The sequence below is a fragment of the Butyrivibrio sp. AE2015 genome, assembly GCF_000420825.1.
Classification (GTDB): domain Bacteria; phylum Bacillota; class Clostridia; order Lachnospirales; family Lachnospiraceae; genus Butyrivibrio.
In genome coordinates this window covers 57940-84386 of record NZ_ATVR01000007.1, presented here as the reverse complement: position 1 = coordinate 84386, position 26447 = coordinate 57940, and the positions used below count along the sequence as shown (strand labels likewise).

The window sequence follows — 26447 nt, the reverse complement described above, 5'->3', positions numbered from 1 at the left end:
GCTCTTACATTAGAGCATCAACAAATTCATCAGAGTTAAATCTCTCAAGATCGTCAATACCCTCTCCAACTCCCACATATTTAACCGGAATGTTAAGTTCCGATACAATGGCAACAGCAATTCCTCCCTTAGCGGTTCCATCAAGTTTAGTAAGCACAATGCCCGTAAGCTGCGCAGCCTCTCCAAACTCTCTTGCCTGCATGATCGCATTCTGCCCTGTAGTTCCATCCAAAACGATAAAGTTTTCGCGCCAGATTCCAGGCAATTCTTTATCAATGATCCTGTTCATCTTGGCCAGTTCTTCCATAAGATTCTTTTTATTATGGAGTCTTCCGGCTGTATCAACGATCAGAATATCGCAGCCCCTTGCCTTAAAGGCAGATGCTGCATCATATATAACGCTTGCAGGGTCAGCTCCTTCTTTTCCTGTAATAATAGGAGTATCTGCCCTTTTTGCCCATTCCTGAAGCTGTTCGGTTGCCGCTGCTCTGTAAGTATCAGCTGCAGCTATCAAGACTTTCTTACCTTTATTTTTGAAAATAGAAGCAAGTTTTCCAACTGATGTTGTCTTTCCTACTCCATTTACACCGATAACAAAGATAATTGTCTTTTTATCTTCAAAGTCATAAGCATGCTCATCAGTACTCATCTGATCTCTTAATATCTGATTCAAAAGCTGCCTGCATGCATTGGGATCAGAAATTCTTTTTTCTTTTACCTGATTACGAAGTTCATCCATGATTCTGCTGGTGGCATTAACACCGATATCAGCCATTATCAGAGTCTCTTCAAGCTCTTCATAGAAATCCTCGTCAATGCTTGAAAAACCGGAAAAAACATTGTCAAAACCTTTGGCAATATTGTCTCTGGTCTTGGATAGTCCCTGTTGCAGTTTTGCAAAAAAGTTATTTGCCATTAATTCGTAAGCTCCTTATCAATGAGGTTTACACTTACAAGAGTAGATACGCCCTTCTCCTGCATGGTAATACCGTATAATCTATCAGCACTTTCCATTGTACCACGACGATGAGTAATTACAATAAACTGTGTACTTGAAAGCTTATGGAGATATTTAGCAAAACGAACAACGTTGTTCTCATCAAGGGCCGCCTCAATCTCATCCAAAAGGCAGAATGGTGAAGGCTTTAGGTTCTGAATAGCAAAAAGAAGCGCAATAGCTGTAAGAGCCTTCTCTCCACCGGACATCTGCATCATGTTTACCAGTTTCTTTCCCGGTGGCTGTGCATTGATCCTGATTCCTGCCTCCAAAACATCCTCGTCCTCAGCAAGTTCAAGAGATCCTTTTCCGCCTCCGAACATTTCCTTAAATACCTGATCAAACTCTGTATTGATCTTGTGGAACTGTTCGATAAACTGCTTTCTCATAGATTCATCAAGGTCTTTGATGATCTCTTTTAATTGTCTCTCAGCTTCTATAAGGTCATCGTGCTGAGTCTTCATAAATGTATATCTCTCCATGAGGTTTTTATAATCCTCGATGGCATTGACGTTTACATCACCCAGTTTTCTGATGGAATCCTTAAGAGAATTGGTCTCTTTTCTCATAGCAGGAACATCGGTCATATTCTCATCACGAAGCTGCGCTGCATCAGAAAGAGTGATCTCATACTCATTCCACATGTAGTTAATATGTGACTCAATTGCCTCCTGGCACTTTTCTCTCTTTGAACCCAGTCTGATAACCTCTTTGTCAAGGTCTGATATCTGCTTATTGAGCTCTTCAGTCTTTCCAAAGAATTCCTTTTGAGAAACAGAAAGCTCATTCTTTTCTTCTTTCTTTTGCTCAAGCTCTTTATTTGCATCAGACTGAACGTCAACAGAAGCCTCAATTGTAAGCCTGATCTCTTCGATATCCTTTTTATTCTGCTCGAGATTTCTTACATTCTCCTCCATGGAATCTACAATTTCCTGAAGGCCTTTTTCAAGATTTTCTATATCTGACTCTACACGGCTTAAATTCTGCTGCTGGAATTCATGCTTCTGTGCAATCTTTTCATATTCAATATCGAGCTTAGAAACCTTTTCATTTTCAGTTTCCTCGATCTCATGAAGTCCTTCCAGTTCCTTCTGATATTTCTCTACTTTTTCTGTAGACTCTTTTTCTGTATTCTCTGAAGACTCAAGAAGTGCTTCTGCCTTAGCTTTTTCATCGGCGATTTCCAAAAGCTTACTCTCTATCTCGTCATTTTCAGCTTTAAGGTCGCTGTATCCGGCCTTTTGCTCAGCCTGTCTTGCCTCTTCATTTTCTACATTAAGTCTTGCAGTATTCTGAGCGATGAACTTGCCCTGGAGCTCTGTTCTAAGCTCTTCAGCAAGAGTTCTAAGTTCATTTCTCTTTGTTCTGCACTCCTCAATCTCGCTCTTAAGATCATCAATATTTTGCTTGTACTTTTTGACGTTGGCTTCCATTTCATCCATCTCACGTCTCCTACCAAGGAGATTTGAGTTATTTTTGAAAGCACCACCACTGATAGCACCGCCGGGAACAAGAAGTTCACCCTCAAGAGTTACCATACGTACTGTATAATTGTACTTTCTGGCAATCTTAACAGCATTGTCAATGTTGTCTACAGCAACAATTCTTCCAAGCATTGCCTTTGCAACCTGTCTATACTTGGGATCTGTATCAACAAGTTCATCAGCCATACCAAGAACACCCTTTTCATTCAGAGCCTCTTTAGCTTTGAGTTCAGGCGGATTATCAAGAGCTGTAAGTGGTAAAAATGTTGCTCTTCCTGCCTTTGTTTCTTTCAGGTAAGCAATCATTTTCTTGGCTGTTTCTTCATCGTCAGTAACGATATTCTGAATGTTACCGCCAAGAGCAACTTCAATAGCTGTTTCATACTTTGGCTGTGTTTTGATAATATCAGCTACAACACCTATGATTCCTGGCGTTGTATCCTTTTTTTCCATTACCTTCTTAACGCTTCCGCCGTAGCCCTCATATCTCTCTGTAATGTTGGCCAAAGCTTCAAGTCTTGATTTTTCCTGCTGATAGAGCTCCTGAACTTTTCTAAGTTCAGTATCTTTCAAAGACATGGTCTCACGCATCTCTTTTACATCTTCTTCAGCCTGTTTCTGCTTTTTATTCATTTCAGAAATCTCTGAAGTTATGCGGTCGAACTCATCTCTAAGTTTCTTTATGGTTTCTTCCTGCTTGGACTCATCAGATCTGGCTCTTACAAGCTTTCCTGTAAGCTCAGCCTTTCTGATGTTGACCTGCTCTTTCATGGTATTAAGAGAACTGAGCTTTGACTTGATTGTTGCTCTTGTATTCAGGGTTTCGATGATAGCGCTCTTGCAGGTCTCTACTTCCTCATTTATATTGGATATCTGTGTAAGAACTCTCTCCAGCTCTTTTCTGGCAGCATCACGCTTCTGTGAAAGGTCTTCTACATCCTTATCAATACTTTCTTTTTCAGAAAGATATGTCTCTTTTTCTTTATTCTTTTCTTCAATTTTTGCCTGCTCATCCTTGATACGGGATTTAAAATGAGCATCATTGGTTGTAGCAGATTTTATCTTTTCGTTTAAGATACCGATCTGACCTTCAAGCTTTTCTTTTTTTACAGAAGAATCTGTGATTCTTGCCCGTGCTTCATCGATCTCGCGGTCCAAAATTTCAAGCTTTTTCTGAATGCCTTCGTATTCTTCCTTGGCTTTTTCATAAGACTCTTTTGCCTTATCAAGAGATTCTGTAGCAATGCCGAGATTTTTCTCTGCATCCTCAAGCTGCTGTCTCTGGCTCTTATTCTCAACAAGGAACATATTTACATCCAAAGTTTTGAGGCGCTCTCTGAGTTTTAAATACTCCTTTGCAACTTCAGACTGTTTTTCCAACGGTCCTATCTGTTTTTCAAGCTCAGATAAGATATCAGAAAGACGAGTCAGATTTATCTTCTCTTCCTCAAGCTTTTTGATAGCGGTCTCTTTACGGGACTTAAACTTAACAATACCTGCGGCCTCATCAAAAAGATTACGCCTGTCCTCAGGTTTACTTGAAAGGATCTGATCGATCTGACCCTGTCCAATGATAGAGTATCCCTCTTTACCGATACCAGTATCCATAAACAGCTCATTAACGTCCTTAAGACGACACGCGGAGCCATTTATCATATATTCACTTTCTCCCGAACGATAAAGTCTTCTTGAAACAGTGACCTCATCGTAGTCTATAGCAAGGGAATGATCAGAATTATCAAGTGTGATGGCAACATAAGCATAGCCCAAGGGCTTACGAAGCTCAGTTCCCGAAAAGATAACATCCTGCATGGATCCACCACGCAGCTGTTTAATACGCTGTTCACCAAGAACCCACCTGACAGCATCAGCTACATTACTTTTACCTGAGCCGTTAGGTCCTACAATTCCGGTGATACCATTATGAAAATCAAATTTTATCTTATTTGCAAACGACTTAAAGCCGTGGATCTCAATACTTTTTAAATACATTACTTGCTTTTCTTTAATTCAAGAATTGCCTTGTAAGCAGCCTTCTGCTCAGCTGCTTTTTTGGTTTTTCCTGACCCCTCTCCAAAATTCTTATCTCCCACAAAAACGCGGACATCAAATATTTTATCATGTTCAGGGCCACTTTCGCCACAAATTTCATATCGAATTTGTCCCAGATTCTGTCCCTGCACAATCTCCTGAAGAATAGATTTGCTATCGCTAAACATCTGCATGCTCTCTTCATTTGTAAGAACATATGAGTAAATAAATCTCTTGGACTCTTCTATTCCACCATCCAAAAACAATGCACCGATCACTGCCTCAACCATATCAGCAATGATTGATTCCTTATTTCTGCCCCCAGTGGCTTCTTCGCCTTTTCCAAGCTGCATGTAGTGTCTTATATCAAGTTTTTCTGCATCAAAAGCCAGAGCCGGTTCACATACAAGAGAAGCTCTGATCTTGGACATTTCGCCCTCTTTTTTATCCGGATATTTTTTGAAAAGATACTCACTTGATAGCATTTCAAGAACTGCATCTCCCAAAAACTCAAGACGCTCATAATCCGGCTTTTTATTGATCTTTTGTTCATTGACAAAAGAGCTATGTGTAAAAGCCTGGATCAAAAGTGATTTATCCTTAAAAGTATATCCAATAGTATTTTCAAATTTCGAAATATCTGACTCTGATAACATAAAAAACCTCGATTACTTAAATTAAAATGAGGCAGTCATAAAGCTGCCTCACCATAGTCTGTTATTTATTTACAGCTTATTTTGTAGAAAGTGCGCTTTTAAGAAGCTCTACAGCCTCACCAACAGTAGTGATATTCTCTGTCTTTTCAGGATCGATCTGAACATCAAATTCATCCTCAAGACCCATAATAATCTGGAAAAGATCAAGTGAATCAGCACCAAGATCCTCTGTAAAAGTTGTATCCATCTTGATTTCCTCAGGATCAACATTTAAAACGCCTGCAATAACTTCTTTCATTTTTTCAAATTCCATAATATTCGACCTTCCTTAACCGTCAAAGTAATAATTTATTTAGTCAACGCTTTTAACCTTCATCTGAAAGCTTAGCACTGATCTTTTCACTTATTTTCTGTTCTGTGAATGTTACACACTGCAAGATTGAATTCTTAACTTCAATGTCATTGGCACTTCCATGAGTCTTAACTACAAGACCCTTAAGACCAAGCATTGGAGCTCCGCCGTATTTATCCATGCTGTAATCTGAAAGAGACTTCTTAAGGTCATCCTTTATAAGGAGTGCACCAATCTTTGTTTTAAGATTGCTCATAAGACTCTTTTTGATAACATGCATCATGGACTTGGCAACGCCTTCATACATCTTAAGGATAACGTTACCTGTGAAAGCCTCACAAACGATTATATCAGCAAATCCAGCAGGAATATCTCTTGCCTCGATACTTCCAATAAAGTTTATATCAGGACAGTTCTTAAGAAGCGGGAATGTCTCTTTTACAAGTGCATTGCCTTTCTCCTCTTCTGCGCCGATATTAACAATGGCAACTGTTGGATTCTTAATTCCCATTACATTTTCCATGTAGACAGTTCCCATTTTTGCAAACTGAACCAGGTGATTGGATCTGGCATCTACATTGGCACCGCAATCTATCAAAAGAGAATTGCCTTTCTCTGTAGGGATAAGAGGAGCAAGTGGTGCTCTGTCAACTCCTTTAAGTCTTCCAACAATGACCTGACCACCTACAAGTGTAGCGCCTGTACTTCCTGCGGAAACATAGGCATCAGCCTCACCATGGTTAACCATGTACATGGCCTTTACGATAGAAGAATCTTTCTTTTTTCTGATAGCCATTACCGGAGGTTCAGCCATTTCGATAACTTCAGTTGCATCTACAACCTCTATCTTATCTTTGTCATATTCATAAGCAGAAAGTTCTTTTTCTACAATATCTTTTTTTCCAACGAGGAAAACTTTAAGATTCTGTGACTCTTTAACAGCGTCTACAGCACCCTTTACTGTGACAAACGGAGCGTTATCTCCTCCCATTGCATCAACAGCAACCCTTACAAGTTCTGCCATAAAATTACCCCCATATCAAAATTGACTTCTTATAATATACAAGAGTACTAATCAAAAATCAATAGAATAAAACATTGATTTTTAGGGCAAAAAAAGGGCTTCCCAAATAAATTGGAAAGCCTTAAATTTCAGAACATATGAGGTTCCACTTAATTATCAAGCCTCAACTTCAACAATGCTCTTCTTGTTATAATAGCCGCACTTCTTGCATGCGCAATGTGGCTGCATAAGAGCTCCACAGTGGCTGCACTTTACAAGAGTTGGAGCTGTCATTTTCCAGTTAGCTCTTCTCTGATCTCTGTGGCCTTTTGATGACTTATTCTTTGGGCAGATTGACATTTGAGTAACACCTCCTTACAGTAACCGTATAAGAAACTGCCTTAACAAGGCAATTGTTTACGTTTATTCATTAGCATACTTTGATATTGTACTCATCGCAGCGTTATTTGTCAACAGTTTTTTTATCTGTTGCAATTCTGAGAATATTTCTTGGGGGATATTCCTACAGACTTTGTAAACGCCTTAAGGAAATTGCTATAGTCGCTAAAACCGCATTTCTCGCAGACGTCACTAACACCTATTCCCTCTGCAAGCAGTGACTTGGCAATAGAAATACGTCTGGCTGTCATATACTTATTTATAGTTGTCCCTGTTGCCGACTTAAAGATCCTGCAAATATAGGACTCACTTATATAAAACTGCTTAGAAAGATCTCCAATGCTTATCGGATACTGGATATTATTGTTAAGATAAGAAAGAATGGCATCTACCTGCTCATTGTATGTAGATGGCCTGTCTTCCACCTTATCACTGTTTTTCTCATTAACTATCTGATTTATCAAGACGAACAGTTCAGTAAAAGTCGCCCTCTCAAGCAGGTCATGTCCGTATCCGTTACTTGTAAGTATTTTGTTTACAAAGTAAAGGAAACGGCTCTGCTGCTCACTTGTAAGGCTTATCTTATGGGAAAACTTATCATCTCTCTCCTGGAAACATGCATCAAGATTGGTCTCCTTTGAAGATATCTCCTTCATATAATCAGGGTCGATCATGATAACGATCCTCTCATGCTTTTCCTTCTCGATCTGAGTCAGATAGTGAGAGTCATACTGATTTATCAGGAAAAGATCTCCCGGAGCAATATCATAGACCTTATTATCGATAAGGAACTGTTTTCCTCCTGAAATGGAAAAATACACCTCATAGCAATCATGAATATGCATTTCCATTGCCTTTTCATCTTTATACAAGTGAGCAATGCTAAAGTACTTGTTTTCAATACTGGAGGCCATAGCCTCTTTACATGAATTTAACTCTTTCATTTCTTCCCTATTATCAGCTTTTTTCTATATTATCCCAAGCAAAAGACATAGTATATCATACAATTTCACTTCAGTATTTTCAAGTTTTTTGTTATGTTTATTTAATAACAAGAAAATTTAGTTTAACGATTAACATCTTGCGCACTAAAAAAAGAAGCAGTGAAATCTCACCGCTTCTTTTAAAATCACATTTTTATAAGCTCATTATTTGCAGAGTGCTACTGTATCACGGGCAATTGCAAGTTCTTCATTTGTAGGAACGATCATAAGTGTAACCTTGCTGTCAGGACCTGAGAAGATCTTGTCCTCGCCGTGAGCCTTGTTTGCTTCCTCATCAACAGTTGCGCCAAGGAATGAAAGTCTCTTGCAGATAAGGTTACGAACAAATCCGCTGTTCTCACCAACACCAGCTGTGAAGCAGATAGCATCTACTCTTCCCAAAGCAGCTGTATAAGCACCGATATATTTAACAACTCTGTATACAAATGCATCAACTGCTCTCTTAGCACCTGCATGACCCTCTTCATATCCTTTCTGAAGGTCTCTGAAATCAGATGAAAGCTCGTCTGAAAGTCCGAATACGCCTGACTTTTTGTTTAAAAGGTTTGTAACATCTGCAACTGTAGAATTTTCTTTCTTCATAATGAACTCTACAACTGAAGGATCTATATCACCACTTCTTGTTCCCATGATAAGTCCCTCTAGTGGAGTAAGTCCCATAGATGTATCTATACATTTTCCGCCATCTACAGCCGAAATTGAAGCACCATTTCCAAGGTGGCAAACGATAAGCTTAAGATCTTTTGCATCCTTTCCAAGAATCTCAGCAGCTCTTTTGCTTACATAAGAATGGCTTGTGCCATGGAAACCATATCTTCTGATTCCATATTTCTCATAGTAAGAATTGGGAAGGCCGTAAAGATAAGCCTCCTCAGGCATTGTCTGATGGAATGCTGTGTCAAATACTGCAACCATAGGTACACCAGGCATAGCCTTCTGACAAGCTCTGATTCCGATAAGGTTTGCAGGGTTGTGAAGAGGTGCAAGATCAGATACTTCCTCAATTGCCTTAATAACCTCATCATTGATAACAACAGACTTAGTGAACTTCTCTCCGCCATGAACAATACGATGTCCAACAGCTCCTATCTCATCAAGAGAAACTACACCATTTTCGCTATTTGTAAGTGCCTCGATAACAAGCTCGATTGCTCTGTTATGATCAGGCATTGGAGTAACCTTAGTAATCTTGTCCTTGCCAGCTGGAGTATAAACGATCTGGCTTCCGTCAATTCCGATTCTTTCGCAAAGTCCCTTGCAGATAACAGCTTCTGAATCTGAATCAATAAGCTGGAATTTAAGTGATGAACTTCCGCAGTTAATAACTAAAATTTTCATATTTGACCTCTTTTCAAAATATTTCTGAAATCTACATATAATAGTAACTTCAGTTCATTTTTTATTCTTTGAGCAGAATCAAAAAATCTTCCATGAATATCATACTTATATTATAATTCTTGTACAAGGAAAAAATTGTACAAAAATTTGAATATTGTTGTTACATATAGGCTTATATTATCAGGATATCGTTAATGAAAACAATCGGGATCATCGCAGAATTCAATCCTTTTCATAAAGGTCATGAATATCTCATAAATCAGTGTAAAAAGAAATTAAATGCAGACTACTGCATAGTAATCATGAGCGGAGACTTTGTAGAAAGAGGCGCTCCCTCTATCATCAGCAAATTTGACAGAGCAAAAATGGCACTTAGCTCCGGAGCTGATGTCGTACTAGAACTTCCAATCTATTACAGTCTTGGAAGTGCTGAATTTTTCGCCTCCGGTGCCATCTCTCTTTTAGATAAACTTGGTGTGGTGGACTATTTATGCTTTGGAAGTGAAGATCCGGATCTTGATTCCTTAAACATGATTGCAGATGTTTTGGCAAAAGAGCCGGATACTTATAAAGAAGCTCTTGGAAAGTACCTAAAGCAAGGCGATTCCTACCCTGTTTCAAGAAAAAATGCCTTAAAAGACTTTTTTGATCAATCCGAAAAAGGATCTTTTGTTTCTCTGAATATACTTGAAAATCCAAACAACATTTTAGCTATAGAATATCTAAAAGCCTTAAAGCGGGCAAACAGCAAAATAACCCCTTTCACAATAAAAAGAGAAGGTGCAGATTATCACAGTGAGGAAATCACTAAAATATCAAGTGCTCAGGGGATAAGAAACAGCATTCTTTCGGATAAAGACAAAAGCTCTCCTGTCCTTAAGGATCAGATTCCGGATGCTGCGCTTGATTATTTCACAGGGTATCAGGGAAGATTCCTTGATTCCAACGATTTTTCCGATCTTTTGTATTGCAAACTGATCTCTGAAAAAAATAGCGGCTATACAAAATACCTTGATGTTAATGAAGATCTTTCAAATCGTATTTTGAGTAATCTTGAAAGCTTCACTGATATTGATTCATTTTGTGACTGCTTAAAAACCAAGAACCTTACATATACCAGAATAAGCAGATGTCTCTTCCACATTCTCCTAAACATAACAAAAGAGAACATGGATAACTATAAAAACAGCGATTTTACTGCATATGGAAGGATTCTCGGATCAAAAAAAGAATCATCAGCTCTTTTGGCAAGTATCAGAGAAAATGCTGCTTTGTCAATGCTGTACAGATTAAAGGATGCCCAAAAGACTCTCTCACCCCTTGAGCTTTCCCTTTTTAATGAAACTCTTACGGGGAGCCTTATTTATAACCGCATTGCCGGGAACAATATTGGATCCGAATATAGATTAAAACCTGTGATTCTTTAATTTTCTTTTAATTGATGTCAAAAGGTTATCGTGATAACATTAAATTATATACGTGATTTACTTTTTGATTGTTCTTTGGAGGACTCATGGGAATTACAAAACTTGAAAAAGGGCAGTTTCTTCATAAAGCAGGGCAGGACACTGTAAGCAGCGTTGAAGTTGTGGTAAAAGGAAGTATACAGATTTCAAATGCTTACTCTTCCATCATATGCAACGTAGGTGGCTTTATAGGTATTGTTGAAAATCCCGGAACACCCTACGCTTACAATTATGAAGCCCTTCAAGAAACAACTGTTTATTCCTATGCCTTCAATTCACCCGATGATCTTCCAAAAATAATCAAGTCCAATCCAAAAATCGCTCCTATTCTCGCAGCTCAGTCATCTGAAATCGCAGCCAAAACCTGCGCTGCCTATGAAAAACAGTTCGATGATGCGCTTCAGGAATATGAGCAGATTATGGCTGACTACGCAGATTATCCAAGTCTTTGCATAAAAGTCGGTGAAATAGCCAAAACTTTTCCTGAACTGGATGAACTTATCCCACCTGAAAAATCTGAAAAGGTACCAAACTGGGTAATTGATTTTAGCAACAGTTTAAAAGAAAGCGAAGCTGTTCTAAAAAAGTCTTTTTATGGCCTAAATATAGAAATCGCAACAGGAATGATAATGACAACTTACACTATATATAAGACCATTTCAGACCAGGTTCTTATTCTTAATGAATACAGGAAGGTCTTAAAAAAGAAAACATCAGCCTTTGCTTCTACCATGAAGGTGATAAAAGCAAAGCTCGCAGATATGGAGCGCGCCGAGACTGAAGGCAGCGAAGGCAGCGTAACTATAGTAAATGCTCTTAATACCATTCTTGTATATTCAGGAGTAAGCAGCGAGATTGCCAGTAAATTCGAAGAACAGATCTCATCCTTTAGATCAAACAATAACCGCTATGATTCTTCTGACGAAGCAAGAGCACTTCGCAGAAATATAAGCACATCTTTTTATGAAGTATTTACTCCCGCTTTCTTAAGAAGTCTTACGGATGAAGAGCTTCCTATCGAAGTTAAAATGTTTTTCATGTTCGGCTTTGTTGACGAGGATCTGGCCGGCGCAAAAAATACATCCATTCTATACAACATGGCAAAGGCCTATATTCCTGATGAAAACGGAAATGTCCTGACCGTTTATGAGTGGCTAAAAAAAATCTACATGTTAGAGGTTGATCCATCCAAAAATGAATTTGATCAGGACTGGCCATCATATCTTAGAGAGCAAAAGTCAACAGGCGCTATAAATCAGGCACAGCTTGAAGCTATGCAAAATAACCCTCAAAAGAGGCTTGAATTTGAGATTCACAATCTATTCTCTCTCGGAAACAGAATGACATTTGGACGAATCTCATCTTTCGTTCCTGTTTTTGATGAGCAGAATGTCTTAAGGCCACTCGATATGGCCTACCAGACAGCCGCCAAGGTAAACGGCTACTTTGACATGATCCGTGGCATTGACTATGGCGTATTCTGCAGACAGGCTCTTTTCTCCAACACAGAGATCGGTGTACCGCAGGTCTTTTTTGCAGATGACATTACACCATATATGATCCTTATGCCAAATGTTGGCAGCAGAGCCAGCCTCTGGCAGGAAATAGACGGCAAAAACAGGCGCACAAAGGCCAGAATGCTTGTTTCAATCTTTAATACTGAAAATACTGAGGAAACAATGATAAAGCTCTTTGGCGAATTCAGATGGGAAATGTGTAAGACTGAGCAGGGTGTTCACTGGAACGATGTAACTGATCCTTCGCTCACCTCCATGTACTGCGATTATTTACAGTTCTATAAAAAGAATTCAGCTCTTTCTACTGAAAACAAAGAAAAACTAAGAACTGATCTAAAGAAATTCAGTAATAATTATAAAAATGTATTTATCGCCGACTACCTTTCCTATGTAAAATTTGAAGCAGCAGGATCTCCAAGACTAAATAAAGTAACCAGAGAGATTCTTTTTACCTTCTGTCCTTTTGCAAAGGCAGTGAGAGAAAAAAATGCTGACAATCCACAATATAAAGATCTGTTTAGCCACTACTCAGTACGAATAAATAATACAGCAAAGCCAATACTTAACATAATTGCCAAGCTTAAAAAAGAGGGAATTGATGTTCCAGAGGAACTCACGAACCAGATAGAACATTTGAAAAAATAAAAACCTATACTGTCCAAAAGGCAGTATAGGTTTAATTACAACTTATGATGCTTTTCTTTCACCGATCATTGAATCAACTGACAATATAGAAATGATCATATCTCCGATCTTTCCTACTCCGCTGACAACAGAAGCATCGTTCTTTATGAACTGTGAAGGCTGCTCAATATCTTTTGAAGATATATCAAGTACCTCATTAACTTCATCAACAACAATTCCCAAAAGATTATCCTCTCCGATGTTAAGGATAATAATACGCGAATTGCTTGTAAAACAGTCATCGTCATAATTCATTCTGCGTCGAAGACTCATTACCGGAATTATTTCTCCGCGAAGATTGATAACACCTCTATAATACTTTGGAGAACTTGGTACCTGTGTAATTTTAGGCATCTGTATGATATTATTTACGCTCTTAACATCAATTGCGTATACTTCTTTGTTGATTTTGAAAATGATATATTTTGACTCATTTTCGTTTGCATTATAAACAGCAAGTTCAGACATTTTGTACTCCTTATGCGATAAGTGATTCAACATCAAGGACAAGTGCTACTGCGTCATCCAATATTGTTGCTCCACTGAAAAAACGGTTTTCGTTATCGAGAATTCCCATAGACTTTTTGTCAATATCTTCCTGCCCAAAGAGCTCATCGACAACAAGGCCAAGATATGTATCTTTATACATACAAATAACAACGTTGATATTTAATGATTCCTTCTTAGCTTCCTCAAGATTAAACAGTTTATCCATGTAAACAAGAGGAATAACCTGGCCCCTAAGATATATAACATCCTCAAAATTAACAGTGTTGATCTCAGAAACAGCTACATTTTCTATAGATAAAACTGATGAAAGAGGAATCGCGATCTTTTCATCTCTGACCCCTGCAATCAAAGCCTGTGAATTCTTCATATTATCAGTTACGATTTGACTTAATTCCATTTGATTACCTCCCAAAATAGTTCACTCCAAGAGCAATATACTAAATGCATAATTATGTATAGTCAATATGTTTTCCAGTGAGGATTGACCATGATTGAAACAAAATACTCAACAAAAGAAATCTGTCAGATATTTAATTTCGGTAGAGAAACCTTAAGGCACTATGAACGCCAGGGGCTCCTAAACCCAAAGATCAATCCTGACAATGGTTACAGGGAGTATAGTTACTGGGATATATGCTCTATTATTGATATTTTAAAGTATCGTTCCTTTGGTTTCTCACTCAGTGATACCAAAGACGTTATATTCGATTTTAGTTATCCAAAAATAATTAAACGTCTTGAAGAGCATTCTGAATATTTTGAAGATCAGATTACTAAATATCAAATGCTCCTACAAAAAGCCTCAAAGGATCTTTCTTATCTTCGTCAGGCCAAAGACCACATGTTTGAACTAAGAGAATCTGTTATAGGTGATTTCTTTCTTGTGCCTTATACCACAAATCCATCAGACGAATACTTTTCTTCTATGCAGAAAGCATTCCAGAATTCTCAGTTCTTCGCTACGACATTAACTATCAATGAGACCAATCACGATCTTGATTGCTATGGCCTCATAACTGAAAGGGAGTACGCAAATTATTTGAAAATTGAAAAGGGTTTTATCATAAAAAAATCAGCCGTAGTAAGTCAAATGATTGATATCGTCGGAAGAACTCCCGCTGATGAAACAATCGTGAAAGGGTTTAAAGAGACCATTTCCGGGAAGTATTCCAGATCCTTTGATACAATTTATGCTGTGCTTGTTTCCAGATTCTATGATGATGAAAAGAGGTATCACCAATATTTTATGGCCTTTGCACAGCTTGAGTGATACCTCATTTTCAATTACTTAAAGAATTCGATCTCTTCGTTGAGCTTTTCAGCAATGTTTTTAAGATTTGAAGCTGAATCTGCAAGTGTTGTTACTGTTGCAGAAAGCTCCTCAACTGAAGCACCTGTTGTCTCTGTTGCAGCAGCATTTTCCTCTGAAATAGCTGAAAGAGATGACATTGAGTGAGAAACACTCTTGTTAGAAGCTACGCAAGTATCTGTCTCACTAGAAATCTTCTCTACTCTCTCAACTGTCTTTTCAATATCACTGATCATTCCGTTTACAGAAGTGATCGTATCCTGAAGGGCAGCCTGCTGAACTTTGTTATCTTCTATGATCTCATTTGCAGCCTTAACTGCTGACTTTGATTCTGTTAAAAGAGTTTCCATAACTTCATGGATTTCTTTTGCAAGAGACTCTGAATCATCTGCAAGTTTTCTGATCTCTTCAGCAACTACTGCAAATCCTTTTCCAGCATCTCCAGCTCTTGCAGCCTCAATAGTAGCATTTAATGACAAAAGATTTGTCTGAGCTGCGATTCCTGAAATTCCCTCGACTCTGTCGTTAATATCAGCAACAGCATTCTGAGTAGCTGAGATTTTCTTTGAAATCTCAACAATCATATTTGCCATAACTTCACTTGCTTCATGGAAGCTTGTAAGAGACTCGCTTGAAGACTCTGAAGCCTTTTTCATTCTTGTTGCAAGATCGCTAAGATCATTAGTTGAGCTCTGGACGCCCTCAATAGCTTCTGTAATAAGTCCTGCATTCTCAACAGAATCCTGAACTTCTTTTGCCTGCTCAGAAGCGCCTGTAGCGATTTCCTGAACTGCTTCAGCAACATTCTCTGTAGTTGAAGCGATCTGATTAGCCATCTCAGAAAGCTCTTCTGAAGATGTATTTACTGTACTTGAAGACTCTTTAATATGTCCTACAATACTCTTAAGCTTAGATACAACAGCATTTGAATCGTTGATCATCTGGCCAAATTCATCATTTCTGTTTGTATACTTATTTATTTCGATAAACTCACCGTTTGCAAGTGATGATAAGAGCTTATTTACTTCAAACATTGGCTTAGTAAAGCTGTTGGCAATAAAAATAGCAAGTACCAAAACAGCAATTATCATAATAAGGCCTACGAAAATGATCAGTCTTGCCCCATTTCTTGCCTCATTTATAACTTCACTTTCAGCTTTACCAGCACACACTGTATAACCTGAAGCGGCATTCTTTACATAGCTTACATATACAGGGTATCCTTTTGCTGTACTAATATAAAAACCTGTTGACTCACCTGATGTCATATATGGAGAACTTGCGAAAACCTGAGGCTCATCTGTAGCTGTGATTTCAAAATCAGAATGGGCTACCATTGTTGCTTCCTGGTCTACAAGAAATGCTTCGTCAGCTTCTGCAGCCAGAAGTACATGTATATCATCAGGATTAAAGGTCTTGTGAACTACACCGATAACTGTTTTATCATCTGTATCAAATACAGGAACTGCAATACAGATGTTTCTCGTATTAGTAACTGAACTTACAAATATTGTAGAAATATAAGGTTTTCCTGTAACAGCATTCTTGAAGTAATCTCTTTCAGCAATGCTCTTAAACTCACCGTCATCACTACGAAGAACCATCATACCTTCTGTATTTGACATTACTATCGTATTGTCATCACCAAATGACTCATTTATATCAACCATCTGATCCTTTACTACAGATGCATCAGTAAGTTCCCCCTTAAGGAAAGCAATCGTCTGTGGTGATGATGCAAAGCTTGTAAGAGCTGTCTGGCTCTTTGTAAACATCTTATCTATTTCTGATTCAATATATTTTGCCTGCCAATCAAGATTCTGCTTGGCAACTTCTTTTGCACTGTTAGTTGAAGTTACATAACTGATCCCGACAGCAACTGTTAAAGGTATTATTGCAATTAAAAGCATAAGAGCAATAAGTTTTGTCTTAACACTATTTTTTGAAAACTGAATTTTCTTCTTTTTCATTTTCACTTTTCCTCTCAAACATCCTTGTTTTACTTAAATTCAAATCCATTTTGCATGCTGGAATTTTATAAACCCGGTGGTAACCACCAGGTCAACAATATACTTTTTTTCATAAAAAAATGATTCCTGGTGTAATTTACTTACACCAGGAATCATCTATGTTTCAAAAGATTATTCATCGATACAACAAATAATGTTCACTGTTTTTTCACTTTTTCAGATACTCATATTCTACTTTTTCGATACATTCACGAGATGAAACAGCCACATCCGGAGTTGTATCTTCAAGTGTCGCCTGAATGAATGGTTTATTATCAAGGGCAAACTTCACGATACTTGAATAATCAAGTTCTCCTAGGCCACATCCCATGCTCTTTACACCATTTTCTGTAAGAACGCAGTCCTTTAGATGAATCATGCAGATATCCTTTCCCAAAATATCATGAGCTTCTTCAAACACTTCATATCTTCTGTCGTAATTATCTGTCCAGAGAAGATTAACAGGATCATAAATGATCTGAAGATTAGGAGATCCTATTCTGTCAAGAACCTCTCTTGCTCTCTGTGGGCTGTAAACAATATGTCTGTAAACAGGCTCGATTGCAACAATAACGCCCATTTTTTCTGCATATTCTACAACCGGTCTTAAATTAGTGATAAATGTTTCCAAAGCCTCTTTTGAATGGCAGGCTTCTTTATCATAAGAATAGTTTACATTTGGTGCTCCCGTCTCAGTTCCGACCATTCCACAGCCAAGAAGTGAGGCAAAACGGATATGCGCCATATATTTTTCCTGAATTGCAGAAAGCTGCACGGAATCAGGATTAGAAAGGTTGAGGTAACACCCAAGAACAGCCACATCAAGGTCAGCTCTTCTAAAAGCATCTCTCAAGTACATTGCATATCCTGGTGTAAGGGCCATTGGGTCTGCAGTAAAGCCTGGCACCTTGGAAAGAGCAATATGAACACAGGAAAAGCCCTGCTTTTTTATTTCTGTAAGTCTCTCTTCAAAAGGGAGCTCTACAGTATCATGAAATCTAATACCAATCTGCATCATATTAAGTAACCTCCAATAATTGCAAAACTCATATATCTATATTAGCCGTAAAAATGCAATTATTCCACTATTTATATGTCAATATAATTGCAATTACTGAACCGAACTGTAAGAGGGGCTTTTTCACCGCCATAAGCATACATGCCAACAAGTGCTCCGGTGAAGCGTTTTCCTTTATTATAGCCTTCATCGCACAGGTAATATACATCTGGAAGTGTAGCAAATATTACGCCTTCAGAATCATTTCCATATGTCTTTTCAGCATTTTGCTTATCCCCGCCAATAATCTCATAACTTAAAGTCCTTTTCAGGTAATCAGTATTCATGAAAAATCTGATCATTTTAGCCAAGCTGTCAACCGGTTCATCTGATACCAGCAATCTGTCCTCATCTCCAATATGTTCCTGAGAAAAGACAAACAACTTACCATCCTTTTTCATAAGTCCAAACAATACAAAAGTATTCTCATCATAGTAGCCAGAAATACCTGCATGTTGGCCCTCAGAAAGTTTCGGAATCTCCATGTATGCAGAATATTCAAATGAAAAAGATGTCTGCCTTTTAAGTACCAGATTTCTACTGTCAACACTCGAAATAGGAGCCTTGCTACCCTTTATTATAAAAGAAGGCTCATTCTCATCATCTCCTTTGATATACTTCACATCACCATTTTTAAATGGTCGAGGTGTCATATAATCCAGAGGAAGTCCGCATGACGATATATTCCTGACAATACTTACTTCTTCCGATTCAAGAAGGGTACTACATTTTTCTTTATCTATTTCACTATGTATATCAGTTGAGTCCCAAATCCCTGTAAGATCAGGAAAAGGCTTGATTTGCATGGTTGATGGCCCCTTAAGGTCGTTAACAATCGGCCATCCGTCTGCAGTCCATGTAACAGGATCAATAGCTGTTTCTCTTCCAAGAATACTGTAGCCATCTCCTATTTTACGGCCGCATAGATAGACCATGTACCATCTGCCATCGGGAGTTTCAACCATATCACCATGTCCACAGCGCTGAATAAGCGCATCAGGATCTTTTTGTCTCATTATAGGGTTATATGGGCATGGTTCGTAAACTCCAAAGAGTTCTCTACTCCTTGAAACAGTTACCATATGTCCGGGGCCTGTTCCGCCTTCTGCTTCGAGAAGATAATAATATCCATCTTTTTTATATAAGTGTGGTCCCTCGGGAGCTCTTTTATTATCTCCGTAGAAAAGAAGCTGGGGCTCAGATATTTTCTTTGTACCACCTTTACTAAGTTCGAAAATCCTGGCTCCCCTGTTAAGAAGCATGTACCTTCTGCCATCATCGTCATTAAAGATACTTGGATCAATTCCATCCTCATCAATGAACACAGGCTCGGAGTATGGTCCTTCCGGCTTTTCTGAAGATACAACTATCTGCCTGCGGTAAACCGGTCCCACATCATTAAGTCTATAAGTTGCTGTTATATAGAATCTGCCTTCATAAAAAGAAATATCAGGTGCCCAATAGCCCCTTCCACCTTCAAGTTCATCAAGATAAGCCCAGTCAGGGTTTGTAATAGCATGGCCTATTATCTCCCAATGTATCAGGTCTTTTGAATGTGAGATTGGGATACATGGAAAAAAGATAAATGATGAATTGACCATGTAGTAATCGTCACCGACTCTGCAAATGGACGGATCCGGGAAAAATCCGGCTCTTATCGGATTCCTGTAAAAGTCATCATAGGAATGAGCATATCTTTTTTCCAGATAAAGCTCTATTTCCTTATGCTCCTGATTGCAGATACTACCCACAACAGCATACTCACTTTTTGAGCCGTTCTCTGCAATGTCATGTACTATATCCCAGGGTGTTACAAGATTTATATCACCCTTTAGTGGATCAAGGCCACACCTTTCTGTAAGATACTTAAACATCTGCAAATTTCCGGACATTGCAGCAAAATGCAGAGCAGTTCTGTGCCCCTTAGCATATTCATTAAGGCTTGACCTTGAATATTCTACGATCCATTTTACGAGCCCAAAATCCCCTTTTTTTGCTGCATCATATATAGTTATATTTCCAGCATCCATAATAATTTTTATCCCCTATACCAAAATATCTAAATTTGCAGAAATAAAGTCAGCATATCCAGGGTGAGAATTCTCTATATTATTAGAAATAGCAAAAATACCAATCTTTGCACCAACCCACGTATGATCTGACGGAGTATAGTTGGCTCCAAGGTCAAGTCCCTGTTTCTCATTATCTGATGCACCAATACTAAGTTTTATTTTAAGACTAGGATTTTCACCTCCCAGAGGATTATGAACATTTTGAAAATACATATCTTCTGATTTCAAACTACTATCCGAGTGGGAAAATGTCATGGTCCATGTAATGTCTTTTAACGCATCTGAAGCGGCAAGTTCATAATTATAGCAGATTTTTGAAAAATCGATATCTTTGTCTGTAACTTCTTTTTTATCAGAATCCGTTCCCTCTGAATGAATTGTTTTTATTACATACTTCTCATCAGATACTCTCTCGATATATGCGGCCATATACTGGCCTCCTGTCATACATACGCCTGCTCTGTCACCTATATTTAATCCGGAAGCATCCATCCTGATCTTCATTTCAAACATTGGATAGATCAGTTTTTGTGTAAGAACATTGGCACTTTTCCAGATAACAGGCTCATTTTCAGAACTTGTGTTAAGGGCATATAATCTTAGACCATTTTTTTTATCAGGTATCTGGCCGTAAAAAGAATCATAATGATTGCCAAGCCATTGCCATGATAAATTATATTTTCCATTCTCAAAATCATCAGATGCAAAAAGCCCTGTATCCTCTAGGTCAAGGTCGTTTGAAACATTTGGCTTAGTATATTCATAAACAGGCTCACCGCATCCGTTTTCATCCGGGTTACTACCTATAATTGGCCATCCATCTTTCCAGGTGACAGGCTGAAGGTGGCATATTCTTCCATATAGGCCTCTGTCCTGAAAATGAATAAACCATTCATCTCCATTTACAGTATCAACCAGGGCTCCCTGATGAGGTCCATTGATAACAGTATTTCCGGTATGCATTACTTCTTTTATCTCATAAGGTCCATAGATGTTCTTGCTTCTAAGCGCAACCTGATAGCCATCTGTAACACCGCCAGCCGGAGCCCAGATATGATAATATCCATCTCTTTTATATACCTTTGGTCCCTCAATAGTCACAGCAGGGTGTTCCGGATCATTTCCGTTAAAGATAAAATGATCTTCAGTAAGAGCCTTTGTTCCATCAGGGCTCATTTCAAATATTCCAAGAATACTCTTAAATCCAATCCTGCTCTTGGCATATCCATGTATAATGTAGGCCCTTCCGTCATCATCCCAAAATGGGCAACAGTCAATAAGGCCTTTTCCTTCCAAAAGGCACACAGGTTCATCCCACTCTCCAAGAGGATCTTTAGTTTTTACAACATAGTATCCCTCATCAGGCATTCCGTAAAAAATATAGAACACTCCTTCATGGTATCTGATAGCCGGAGCCCATACTCCCTCTGAATGGCGGGGAATATCAAATCTCTTTTCCTTAATATTGTTAAGAGCATAATTTACAAGCTTCCAGTTAACAAGATCCTTTGAAATAAGGATTGGAAGCCCTGGTGTATAGTTAAAGCTTGATGCAGTAAGGTAATATGTATCACCCACCCTGATGACATCAGGATCACTGTAATCAGCAAAAATAATCGGATTTCTATATTTTGAGCCTAAATCTGAATAAGACATTTTTTCTCCTCCACAAGACGAATCAACCATTTGTTTCAATATCTAAGTATTTGGCAAGCGCCAGATTATCAATAACAAGTGACCTATATGGTTCATCAAGCTCAGAAAGTCCCTTTGCTATCATTCCAGCATAAAGAAGTGCTCCCTCATATTTCAGATGCGAATTATCTATTTTCCCTTCAGGTGCCCAATCAGCTTCACCTGCTGCAAGATTCATATAGTACTTTTTGGAAGCTTCATCCCCTGTCTTTTCAAGGAAACTGCGGCTCATTGTAAAAAGATCAACTACAGGAACATTAAACTTCTCTCCTGCCTCTTTCATTCCTTTCACATACTCTGTATGCTCAGATGGCTTTAAATTGCCATTCTCATCAAAAAGCCTTCTTTCAACTGATGTGATAAATACCGGATAAGCCCCTTTATTTCTTGCCACATTTACAAATTTACCGAGATTTACAATAAAATCATCGTGTGGCTGTGTATATCTTGTTGGATCATTTATCTTTTCATCGTTATGACCAAACTGTATAAACAGATAATCGCCTTTTGTTATTTCATCATAAATAACAGCAAGTCTGCTCTCATCTATAAAGCTCTTTGTGCTTCTGCCATTTACAGCATGGTTATATATCACAACATCTTCCTTGGTATATCTGTCAAAGGCCTGCGCAATGCCGGTCTGAGGATATGTATTGAACTTATTACAGGCTACAGTTGAATCCCCTGCCCAAAATATGTGTCTCATACCTCGCTCTCCTTTATATTATTTTTATTTAATATAATGTCGCTTGTGACATTATTGTACCGATTAACTAAAAAGAGGATATGCATAAAGCATATCCTCTATTCTAAATGTCGAAAGAAAATAATTACTCTTTTACAGCTCCAACATTAACGCCCTGTACAAAGTACTTCTGAAGGAATGGATAAGCTGCCATGAAAGGAAGGATAGCGCAGATAATAGCTGCATAATAAAGAGTATTCTGAGATACCTTATACGCAGTCGTCGGCGTATCACCATCCATGATCATAACTCGGAGCTTATACTGGAAGTTAACCTGATCAGGATTTGTAATGTAAATCTGTACTGTGCTGTAATCGTTCCATACTGTAACTGCATACATAAGACCGATTGAAGCAAGAGCTGCCTTTGAAAGAGGAAGTACTATCTTGAAGAAAATTCCCATAGGACTGCAACCATCAATTTTAGCAGCTTCAAAGAGAGATCCGGGAATTCCTTCAAAGAAGTTCTTCATCAATACAAGGTTGTAAACATTCATACCATGCTTGATAACAAGGATCCACATTGAATCTACAAGGTGAAGCTGTTTCATAACAAGGTATTCAGGAATCATACCACCAGAGAAGATCATTGTGAAAAGAAGGAAGAATGACATTGCATTTCTACCTGGCATCTCTGTCTGTGTGAGTACGTATCCACCAAGAGTTGAAAGTACAAGACCAAGAAGTGTTCCTAAAACTGTTGTAATTACTGAATTAAGGAATGGTCTGTACAATCTGACTGTTGTAAAAATAGTAAGATATCCATTTACTGTAAAATCTTCTGGCCATAATTTGAACTGGTAAACACCTACAGCATTAAAGGAATCAACTAATACTTTCCAAATAGGAATAAGAACAATAAGTGCAATCAAAATAAATACTACATAATTGACAACGTCAAATACATGTACTTTATTTTTTCTTGCCTTAACTTGCATAGCCTGTGCTTTTGCCTGTGCCATAATGTTACCTCCTTAAATAATACCGCGGCCACGAATCTTCTTACTAGCCCAGTTACAAACAAGAACAAGGAAGCAGCCTACAATTGATTTAAACAAACCAACCGCTGTTGTATATCCATAGTCCGGAATGGCTGTAAGGAAAGTCTGGCGGTACACATATGTTGAAATAACATCAGATACATCAAATACACGGTTATTATATAAAACAAATACTGATTCAAAAAGGTTAAGAACCTTAGCAAGGTTAAGAATCAATACAATTATTACCGTATTCATAAGTGCCGGTACAGTTACGTACCAAATTTTCTGAAGTCTTGAAGCGCCATCAATATCAGCAGCCTCATAAAGTTCAGGGTTAATACCGGAAAGTGTTGCAAGGAAGATAACTGTTCCCCAACCTGTTTCTTTCCAGATATTGATCAAATAGAATATTGGTCTCCACATTGACTGTACATGCAAAAAGTCAATGCTTTCACTAAGTACTCCCCATGCCTTTAATGTCTCGTTTACAAAACCAGTAGATGATTTTGATAAAAACAGCTGGAATATAGCAGCAACTACTGCCCAGGACATAAAGTGTGGTAAGTAAATAATAGTCTGAAGAGACTTCTTTGCAAACAGGTTGTGCATTTCATTAAGAAATACTGAAACAAGAACTGATGCAAAAGTCGTGATTAATAGTTTAGTAATAGAAATCTCCAATGTGTTTGTAAATGCAGTCCAGAATTCTTTCTTTGCAAACATGGTATAGAAATTCTTAAGGCCAACAAACTCAATATTTCTAAGCTTATATGTGTAAAATGCATATCTTACACCAAGCATTGGCCAATAGTAAATTATGATTACAAAGAATAAAACCGGCAGGAACATCAAGTAGTAACCAAAGTTATTTTTGATGCGCGTACTAAGAGGCTTTTTATTGATTGGAGCTCCTGTAGATGTCATAGCAACCGTTTGCTTCTTACTCATAGCATCCTCTTCCTTTCAAATATACATAATTTACGTTTTGTTACAATTGTATTATAGCAAATTTCCGTAAATTTTTTCGTAAAAAATCCCATCCCTAAGAAGATTTTTTATACCCCAAAGGGATGGGAATAATAGACTTCTGTTGAAGAAATTAAAGACTATTACTGTGCATTAAGTTCTTCTACGATCTGAGCTGATACATCGCCCCACTTCTCAAGGTACTCAGCGATAGCATCTTCTGCTGTCTTTTCACCAGTTACAACCTGGTTCATAAGAGTTGTCTTATCTGTTACAAGCTCTTCGTTAACTTCTGTAAGTGTCTCACAAGAAGCTGCCTGAGGAGCATCTACACAGTTCTCTGTGAAGAACTTGTTACCAGCTGTTACAAGTTCGTCAGAATCAACGAATCCGTTTGTAAGAGGAGCAATAACAAGTACTGGATCAAGGTGATTCTTCTTCCATACTGTGTTAGGGTCATTAGGAGACTGTTTAAGGTGGAACTCACCCTCTGCATACTCATAATCCTTCTTCTTCTCAGGATCATCAGCATTTGTTGTGAAGCTTTCAGCATGTGTTGACCAGTGAACATCCTCAGCACCATATGTCCAAAGTGTCTGAACTGTGTCACCATCAAGCATTGTCTCAAGAAGAGCATCAAAGATAGCCTGCTCACGAGCATTGCTGCCATCCTGATCATCTGTGATTACCCAAACAGGAGCTTCTCTGTTGATATATCCGCCCCATGTATCCTTGATCTCCTGAATAGGAGCAAGCTGTACAAGTCTGTCATCACCAAGTTCATCATCTACGCCCTGCTTAGACATATTGTCTGTAAGTGTTCTAAGCCATGTGCCAGCCCAGTATGTGAATACACCTTCTGAAGTTGACTGCTCAGCTGAGAACCACTTCTCACGAGCCTGCTTTGTTCCAGCTTCTTCTGTATCTGGATCGATTACGCCATCAGCATAACCCTTTGCAAGTCTTGTAAGTGCATCGATTGTAGCCTGCTCTGTGAAACCATCAACCCAAACTCCATCCTTCTCATAGAATGAAGGATAAGCTCCCTGCCAGAACTCTGGCATATAGTTGATGTATGGAGCTTCATCAAGCTTACCATAACCAGCAGCGATAACACCGTATGTTCCCTTAGAGCCATCACCATCTGGATCGTTGTTTGTAAATGCAAGAAGCATGTTGTAGTAGTCATCAAAAGTCTTGATATCCTCTGCCTTCATTCCTACTGCATCAAGCCATGACTTCTTAATGTAAGTAACGCATCCGTTTCCGTATGTAGGAGCAAAACCGTAAAGGTGTCCTTCTTCATCCTTCATGTTCTCATTGATTGAAGGAAGTGTGATACGTGACTGGAATTCAGCGTTTGCATATGCATCGGCCATATCCCAAAGAAGACCTGTCTGAGCATACTGTCTGAACATTGTAGCACTCATGATAAGTGCATCCGGGTAATCAGGATCACCAGGTGCTCCTGTTGTAAGGAGACGTGATACTGTTCCAGCATAGTCTGAGTGATCAAGCTGGTTGATATTAAGTGTGATTGGATGACCAAGTTTCTCAGAAACTGCCTTCTCCCACTGCTCCTTAAATGCATCCTGACCATTCTCAACTGTAGCTGTAAGTGTACCATCTACTACAATGTTAAGAGTCTCAAGTGTGTACTCTTCATCTGTAGCAGCTGCAGTGTCTGTAGATGCTGTTGCATCAGCAGACTGTGATGCTGTTGCGTCGCCAGACTCAGTAGTAGTTGTTGTCTCTGCACTTGTGCTACCACATGCTGCAAGAGAAGCTACCATAGCTGTTGACAAAAGTAATGATAAAACTTTCTTTTTCATCTAAATGTTTCCTCCCATATAGATTGTGTGTTTACTAAATGTAAGCGTTTTCACTTACCTTAATATGTACTTTATCATGTACTGGAAACCTTTTCAAGCGTGAATTATGCTGAATTTCGGACATCATTGTATACTTTTTCTTTAAAGTACCATTTTTACTGTGTTTGCGTAAGTGCTTACATGTCAATTATTCCTGACAAAAACGTTTAACTCATTTTTATTTTGGAAATCGTTTGTGAAAATTGCACAAATGAAATCACGCTTCCAAAGCTTCTTCTTTCAAACTCATCATCACTGATCCGTCATCTTGAATCTAAGCTCGATACCGGTGCCATAGTA

Annotated in this window: 21 protein-coding genes; 3 read left to right on the top strand and 18 right to left on the bottom strand. The window is 38.4% G+C overall.

Annotated features, from left to right (window positions below; genetic code table 11):
* Window positions 1-4: 4 nt before the first annotated feature.
* The 8 genes from ftsY to G585_RS0105480 all read right to left on the bottom strand — a co-directional run bounded on the left by ftsY (window position 5) and on the right by G585_RS0105480 (window position 9264).
* Complete coding sequence (ftsY, locus tag G585_RS0105515) at window positions 5-916, bottom strand: signal recognition particle-docking protein FtsY (RefSeq protein ID WP_022773556.1); 912 nt, start codon at window positions 914-916, stop codon at window positions 5-7.
* Window positions 916-4473, bottom strand: coding sequence for a chromosome segregation protein SMC (smc, locus tag G585_RS0105510; RefSeq protein WP_022773555.1), 3558 nt, complete (start codon window positions 4471-4473; stop codon window positions 916-918). The genes ftsY and smc overlap by 1 nt, the downstream gene beginning before the upstream one ends.
* Window positions 4473-5168, bottom strand: a complete 696-nt coding sequence (gene rnc / locus G585_RS0105505; protein ID WP_022773553.1) for a ribonuclease III — start codon at window positions 5166-5168, stop codon at window positions 4473-4475. Before rnc ends, smc begins: the two co-directional genes overlap by 1 nt.
* A 76-nt stretch (window positions 5169-5244) precedes the next feature.
* The gene (gene acpP / locus G585_RS0105500) at window positions 5245-5481 is read right to left on the bottom strand and encodes an acyl carrier protein (RefSeq protein WP_022773552.1); all 237 of its coding nucleotides are present in this window, start codon (window positions 5479-5481) and stop codon (window positions 5245-5247) included.
* A 52-nt stretch (window positions 5482-5533) separates the two neighbouring features.
* Window positions 5534-6544 (bottom strand): phosphate acyltransferase PlsX, encoded by a 1011-nt coding sequence (gene plsX / locus G585_RS0105495; RefSeq protein ID WP_022773551.1) that lies wholly within the window; start codon window positions 6542-6544, stop codon window positions 5534-5536.
* Window positions 6545-6700: 156 nt separating this feature from the next.
* Window positions 6701-6883, bottom strand: coding sequence for a 50S ribosomal protein L32 (gene rpmF, locus G585_RS0105490; protein ID WP_022773549.1), 183 nt, complete (start codon window positions 6881-6883; stop codon window positions 6701-6703).
* A gap of 122 nt (window positions 6884-7005) precedes the next feature.
* Window positions 7006-7866: an AraC family transcriptional regulator gene (locus G585_RS0105485; RefSeq protein ID WP_022773548.1), complete on the bottom strand. Its 861-nt coding sequence runs from the start codon at window positions 7864-7866 to the stop codon at window positions 7006-7008.
* Between the two features lie 204 nt (window positions 7867-8070).
* Window positions 8071-9264 carry an acetate/propionate family kinase gene (locus G585_RS0105480; protein ID WP_022773546.1) on the bottom strand — a complete coding sequence of 398 codons (1194 nt, stop codon included), beginning with the start codon at window positions 9262-9264 and terminating at the stop codon, window positions 8071-8073.
* Window positions 9265-9458: 194 nt separating this feature from the next.
* On the opposite strand from G585_RS0105480, the gene G585_RS0105475 reads away from it, so the two are divergent.
* On the top strand, window positions 9459-10691 hold the full coding sequence (locus tag G585_RS0105475) for a nucleotidyltransferase (protein WP_022773545.1): 1233 nt from the start codon (window positions 9459-9461) through the stop codon (window positions 10689-10691).
* 86 nt (window positions 10692-10777) lie between these two features.
* Window positions 10778-12892, top strand: a complete 2115-nt coding sequence (locus G585_RS18780; protein ID WP_022773543.1) for a hypothetical protein — start codon at window positions 10778-10780, stop codon at window positions 12890-12892.
* A gap of 42 nt (window positions 12893-12934) precedes the next feature.
* On the opposite strand, the gene G585_RS0105465 is transcribed toward G585_RS18780, so the two are convergent.
* Together G585_RS0105465 and G585_RS0105460 are read right to left on the bottom strand one after the other, a co-directional pair.
* Window positions 12935-13399, bottom strand: coding sequence for a chemotaxis protein CheW (locus tag G585_RS0105465; protein ID WP_022773542.1), 465 nt, complete (start codon window positions 13397-13399; stop codon window positions 12935-12937).
* Window positions 13400-13409: 10 nt separating this feature from the next.
* The gene (locus tag G585_RS0105460) at window positions 13410-13838 is read right to left on the bottom strand and encodes a chemotaxis protein CheW (protein ID WP_022773541.1); all 429 of its coding nucleotides are present in this window, start codon (window positions 13836-13838) and stop codon (window positions 13410-13412) included.
* A gap of 90 nt (window positions 13839-13928) precedes the next feature.
* Here G585_RS0105460 and G585_RS18775 point away from each other — a divergent pair, with 90 nt between their 5' ends.
* Window positions 13929-14711 carry a MerR family transcriptional regulator gene (locus G585_RS18775; protein ID WP_022773539.1) on the top strand — a complete coding sequence of 261 codons (783 nt, stop codon included), beginning with the start codon at window positions 13929-13931 and terminating at the stop codon, window positions 14709-14711.
* Window positions 14712-14725: 14 nt separating this feature from the next.
* On the opposite strand, the gene G585_RS0105450 is transcribed toward G585_RS18775, so the two are convergent.
* The 8 genes from G585_RS0105450 to G585_RS0105415 form a co-directional block, all read right to left on the bottom strand.
* On the bottom strand, window positions 14726-16720 hold the full coding sequence (locus G585_RS0105450; RefSeq protein ID WP_034481341.1) for a methyl-accepting chemotaxis protein: 1995 nt from the start codon (window positions 16718-16720) through the stop codon (window positions 14726-14728).
* Between the two features lie 208 nt (window positions 16721-16928).
* Entirely contained in the window at window positions 16929-17777 is an 849-nt protein-coding gene (locus G585_RS0105445; protein ID WP_022773537.1) for a sugar phosphate isomerase/epimerase family protein, read from the bottom strand.
* A gap of 71 nt (window positions 17778-17848) precedes the next feature.
* Window positions 17849-19846, bottom strand: coding sequence for a family 43 glycosylhydrolase (locus tag G585_RS17225; protein WP_022773535.1), 1998 nt, complete (start codon window positions 19844-19846; stop codon window positions 17849-17851).
* Window positions 19847-19861: 15 nt separating this feature from the next.
* A complete protein-coding gene (locus G585_RS0105435) occupies window positions 19862-21544 on the bottom strand; it encodes a glycoside hydrolase family 43 protein (protein ID WP_022773534.1) in 1683 nt (560 codons plus the stop codon).
* A gap of 22 nt (window positions 21545-21566) precedes the next feature.
* A complete protein-coding gene (locus tag G585_RS17220; protein WP_022773532.1) occupies window positions 21567-22289 on the bottom strand; it encodes a rhamnogalacturonan acetylesterase in 723 nt (240 codons plus the stop codon).
* Window positions 22290-22413: 124 nt separating this feature from the next.
* A complete protein-coding gene (locus tag G585_RS0105425) occupies window positions 22414-23289 on the bottom strand; it encodes a carbohydrate ABC transporter permease (RefSeq protein WP_022773531.1) in 876 nt (291 codons plus the stop codon).
* 12 nt (window positions 23290-23301) lie between these two features.
* Window positions 23302-24258, bottom strand: coding sequence for an ABC transporter permease (locus G585_RS0105420; protein ID WP_022773530.1), 957 nt, complete (start codon window positions 24256-24258; stop codon window positions 23302-23304).
* 161 nt (window positions 24259-24419) lie between these two features.
* Window positions 24420-26108, bottom strand: a complete 1689-nt coding sequence (locus G585_RS0105415; RefSeq protein ID WP_022773528.1) for a hypothetical protein — start codon at window positions 26106-26108, stop codon at window positions 24420-24422.
* Window positions 26109-26447: the final 339 nt, after the last annotated feature.

What these genes read in the sequence shown, in the direction of transcription:
- G585_RS0105460 (WP_022773541.1), bottom strand. Translation starts at nt 13,838, where the DNA reads ATGGAATTAAGTCAAATCGTAACTGATAATATGAAGAATTCACAGGCT.
- G585_RS17225 (WP_022773535.1), bottom strand. Translation starts at nt 19,846, where the DNA reads ATGGATGCTGGAAATATAACTATATATGATGCAGCAAAAAAAGGGGAT.
- G585_RS0105465 (WP_022773542.1), bottom strand. Translation starts at nt 13,399, where the DNA reads ATGTCTGAACTTGCTGTTTATAATGCAAACGAAAATGAGTCAAAATAT.
- G585_RS0105415 (WP_022773528.1), bottom strand. Translation starts at nt 26,108, where the DNA reads ATGAAAAAGAAAGTTTTATCATTACTTTTGTCAACAGCTATGGTAGCT.
- G585_RS0105425 (WP_022773531.1), bottom strand. Translation starts at nt 23,289, where the DNA reads ATGGCACAGGCAAAAGCACAGGCTATGCAAGTTAAGGCAAGAAAAAAT.
- rpmF (WP_022773549.1), bottom strand. Translation starts at nt 6,883, where the DNA reads ATGTCAATCTGCCCAAAGAATAAGTCATCAAAAGGCCACAGAGATCAG.
- G585_RS0105420 (WP_022773530.1), bottom strand. Translation starts at nt 24,258, where the DNA reads ATGAGTAAGAAGCAAACGGTTGCTATGACATCTACAGGAGCTCCAATC.
- plsX (WP_022773551.1), bottom strand. Translation starts at nt 6,544, where the DNA reads ATGGCAGAACTTGTAAGGGTTGCTGTTGATGCAATGGGAGGAGATAAC.
- rnc (WP_022773553.1), bottom strand. Translation starts at nt 5,168, where the DNA reads ATGTTATCAGAGTCAGATATTTCGAAATTTGAAAATACTATTGGATAT.
- G585_RS0105485 (WP_022773548.1), bottom strand. Translation starts at nt 7,866, where the DNA reads ATGAAAGAGTTAAATTCATGTAAAGAGGCTATGGCCTCCAGTATTGAA.
- G585_RS0105450 (WP_034481341.1), bottom strand. Translation starts at nt 16,720, where the DNA reads ATGAAAAAGAAGAAAATTCAGTTTTCAAAAAATAGTGTTAAGACAAAA.
- smc (WP_022773555.1), bottom strand. Translation starts at nt 4,473, where the DNA reads ATGTATTTAAAAAGTATTGAGATCCACGGCTTTAAGTCGTTTGCAAAT.
- acpP (WP_022773552.1), bottom strand. Translation starts at nt 5,481, where the DNA reads ATGGAATTTGAAAAAATGAAAGAAGTTATTGCAGGCGTTTTAAATGTT.
- G585_RS18775 (WP_022773539.1), top strand. Translation starts at nt 13,929, where the DNA reads ATGATTGAAACAAAATACTCAACAAAAGAAATCTGTCAGATATTTAAT.
- G585_RS0105445 (WP_022773537.1), bottom strand. Translation starts at nt 17,777, where the DNA reads ATGATGCAGATTGGTATTAGATTTCATGATACTGTAGAGCTCCCTTTT.
- G585_RS17220 (WP_022773532.1), bottom strand. Translation starts at nt 22,289, where the DNA reads ATGAGACACATATTTTGGGCAGGGGATTCAACTGTAGCCTGTAATAAG.
- G585_RS18780 (WP_022773543.1), top strand. Translation starts at nt 10,778, where the DNA reads ATGGGAATTACAAAACTTGAAAAAGGGCAGTTTCTTCATAAAGCAGGG.
- ftsY (WP_022773556.1), bottom strand. Translation starts at nt 916, where the DNA reads ATGGCAAATAACTTTTTTGCAAAACTGCAACAGGGACTATCCAAGACC.
- G585_RS0105480 (WP_022773546.1), bottom strand. Translation starts at nt 9,264, where the DNA reads ATGAAAATTTTAGTTATTAACTGCGGAAGTTCATCACTTAAATTCCAG.
- G585_RS0105435 (WP_022773534.1), bottom strand. Translation starts at nt 21,544, where the DNA reads ATGTCTTATTCAGATTTAGGCTCAAAATATAGAAATCCGATTATTTTT.
- G585_RS0105475 (WP_022773545.1), top strand. Translation starts at nt 9,459, where the DNA reads ATGAAAACAATCGGGATCATCGCAGAATTCAATCCTTTTCATAAAGGT.